This is a genomic window from Tabrizicola sp., assembly GCF_051645465.1.
Lineage (GTDB): Bacteria > Pseudomonadota > Alphaproteobacteria > Rhodobacterales > Rhodobacteraceae > Tabrizicola.
Window position 1 is genome coordinate 1 of record NZ_JBOFBI010000412.1, and the last position, 3,038, is coordinate 3,038.

General features: G+C 65.1%; 3 protein-coding genes. All 3 read right to left on the minus strand.

Features of this window, described 5'->3' with window-relative positions:
• Positions 1 to 238: hypothetical protein (locus ACRCSW_RS25095; protein ID WP_438708381.1), on the minus strand; the 238-nt coding region annotated here is incomplete at its 3' end.
• The gene (locus ACRCSW_RS25100; RefSeq protein WP_438708382.1) at positions 238 to 1,965 is read right to left on the minus strand and encodes an extracellular solute-binding protein; all 1,728 of its coding nucleotides are present in this window, start codon (positions 1,963 to 1,965) and stop codon (positions 238 to 240) included. The genes ACRCSW_RS25095 and ACRCSW_RS25100, both read right to left, overlap by 1 nt.
• Before the next feature lie 66 nt (positions 1,966 to 2,031).
• Positions 2,032 to 3,038 (minus strand): toprim domain-containing protein (locus tag ACRCSW_RS25105; protein WP_438708383.1); only part of this gene is annotated, 1,007 nt, incomplete at its 5' end.

Below are 3,038 nucleotides of genomic sequence, written 5' to 3' on the forward strand. Positions count from 1 at the left end.
GACGGCCGAAAAGGCCAAAGAATGCACGGAAAAGGACGAAGACCCCGCCTGCGACAAGGCCCGCCTGCCAGGCCACGGGGGCGACGAGGCCGCGGACGCCAAGGACATAGGCCGTGGCGGTGATCAGAAGGACCACGCCGAGCGCCAGCGCGGTGCCCCGATCGGCCAGCGCTGCCCCGAGCCGACGGCGGAAGAGGCGGCGGCTTAGCGGAAGCGGGCGGTCCTCGGTCGTGGACATTACTGCTCGGCTGAGATCTTGAGATAGGCGTTGCCGACCGACCCCGCCGCCGCGTCGAACCGCATGCCGCCGGTTTCGCGGGCCAGACGGTCCATCAGGGGGCCGTCGACCTCGGTCCCGAAGGCCAGGACGAAGACGCGGGGGCCTTCGCCCTGTTCGCTGTTCGCAGCCAGGCAGGTGGCCATCATCTCGTTGGCCGAGAGCTGACCCGCGGTGTCCTTGCCATCCGACAGGACAACGATGCCGTAAAGGCGGTTTTCCCCGGCGGCGAGGTCTTTGGCCTGCTCTGCCCGCAAAAGCTCGGCCGCACGGCAGACGGCGCCGTGCAGGTTTGTACCGCCATCGGCTGGCAGGGCCAGGACCTGGCGCTTCAGATTCTCGACCACGTCGGCGACTGGTGAGATCGGCGTAAGCTCTTGCACTGAAGTGCTAAAGGCAATCAGGCCGACACGGTCTTTGGGATGCAGCCGGTCAAGGAACTCGGCCGTCGAACTCGTCGCCGAGCGGATCGCTTCGCCTGACATCGAGCCTGAGACGTCAAGCGTCAGGATCACCGTGGCTTTGCGCTTGGTGTTGTAGAACTGGTCGATGATCGCCTCGGAGACCTCGGGCGACGGGATCGCGAAGGGCGGGATCGTCGCGGGCGAGGCGGCAAGGTCGGTGCCTCCGATCCTTGCCAGCGCCGTCTCTGAGGCGATTTCACCGTCAAGCGGGCGGACGAAATGGTTTGCCGCCTCGTCCTGCATGGCGGCAGAGGTGAGATGCGCCAGGAACAGATTCGCAGCCTCGGCCTCGTCGGGGGTTACCCAGCCCGAGCCGTCGAGCACACAATAGGGATGGTCGCTCCAGAACGTGCCATCGGCGGGGAAAACAAAGACCAGCGGCCAGCGCAGTTGATCGCCCTTCTCGGCATTCGTCCGCATCGTGCCTTCCTCGAACGCCGAGGCGACATGCAGGAAAGCCGGGCCGCGGGCCGCCATGGAATTCAGAAGGTCGGTGGTGACCATGCCATACTTCGAGGTATTGGCGGCAAGCGTTTCCAGCGCTGTGCGAACCTGCGGCGAGTAGATATCGGTCGGCGTGATACCTTCCGTCTTGCCGGTGACCGAGTAGATGACCTGGCCCAGGAACAAAAGGCCGGCGCTGGAGTATTGCGGATGGGTATGGCCCAGGCGCAGCTTGCCCCATTCCGGGTGGCCAAGGCTGGCCCAGCCTTCGGGATTGTTCGCAAGATCAATCAGTTGCGACATGCGGATCGGCTGATCGGGCCACCCCAGCGCCTGAGCCATGGGTTCCCACATCGCAAGGCCAACCGGGGTGTGAACGGTGGGCGTGCAAGCGGCGGTGCTGATGGGATTGGGGCTCTTCAGCGCCCATTTCTGCGTCAGCTGGTCAACCCACGCCGTCTCGCCGGGGCTCCAGACCGTGGGTTGCAGCGTGCCTTCAGCGATCTGCAGCATGGATTCGCCGGAAAGGACCGAGCTGACCTTGATCGTGATCGGCTTGCCCGAGGCGGTTTCCGGGTTGGACTCGGCAAAGCTTTTGGCGGCCGCTTCCAGCCAGGCCTTCTTCGTCACGGATGAGGCGATGCGGACCTCGACCGGCTCGCCCTGCCCGCTGGGCATCAGCGCCTTGATATCCCCGCCAAGGCCGAAATACACGATGGCCGCCGCTGCCGCTGCAGCCGCGCCAAGAATGCCAAGGAAATCACGACGTCCCGAAGCCATGGCCCACCCCTTTTGCGGTCACTCGCGCGAACTCTGCCACGAGAGGGCCAAAGCGACCAGCCCCCGTCAGAAATCCAGATGTTCGACGCTAAGGGCGTTCTGCTGGATGAACTCACGCCGAGGCTCCACGACATCGCCCATGAGCTTGGAGAAGATGTCGTCGGCCTCGGCCAGGTCATCGACCTTGACCTGCAGCAGGGTCCGCGCCTCGGGGTCGAGGGTGGTCTCCCAAAGCTGATCGGGGTTCATCTCGCCCAGGCCCTTGTAACGCTGCAGCGACAGGCCCTTTTCGCCTTCGGCCAGGATCGATTTCAGAAGGTCGATCGGCCCGTGGATCGGCTGCTCGCGGTCCTTTCGGACAAGACGCGCGGGTTCGCGGTAGACGTCGCGGTGCTGGCCTGCGAGGTGCGAAAGGCGCCGGGCCTCGGACGAGCGGAGGACCGCGCCGTCGAGGGTGCGAAGTTCCTCGACCCCGCGCAGGATGCGGGAAAGGCGGATGCCGTGATCCTGCGTGATCCGGCCTTGCCAGCCACGCTCGAACTCTGGCGCGATAAGGTTGAGGCGTTTGGCGACGGTATCGGCCACGGCCTGAAGGTCGCCGTCGGCCTTTCCTGGCTCGAAAGCGCCAGCCAGCGCTGCCTGTTCCAGGATCGGGCGGGGGTAGTGGGTCGGGAAGGCATCAAGCACCCGGCGGAACTGGCGCGCGCCTTCGATGACGCGGGCAAGGTCGTTCCCGGCGATCTCTTGCCGGTCGACCAGCCGCAGGACGGCGCCGTCGGTGCCCATCTCGATCAGGTAATCCTCAAGTGCCGACTGGTCCTTCATGTACACCTCGGACTTGCCGCGCGCGACTTTGTAAAGCGGCGGCTGCGCGATGTAGAGATAGCCGCCTTCGATCAGCTGCGGCATCTGGCGGAAGAAGAACGTCAGCAGAAGCGTGCGGATATGCGCGCCGTCGACGTCGGCGTCGGTCATGATGACGACCTTGTGGTAGCGCAGCTTGCCGATGTCGAATTCGTCCCGTCCGATCCCGGTGCCAAGGGCAGTGATCAGCGTGCCGATTTCCTGGCTGG

What these genes read in the sequence shown, in the direction of transcription:
- ACRCSW_RS25100 (WP_438708382.1), bottom strand. Translation starts at nt 1,965, where the DNA reads ATGGCTTCGGGACGTCGTGATTTCCTTGGCATTCTTGGCGCGGCTGCA.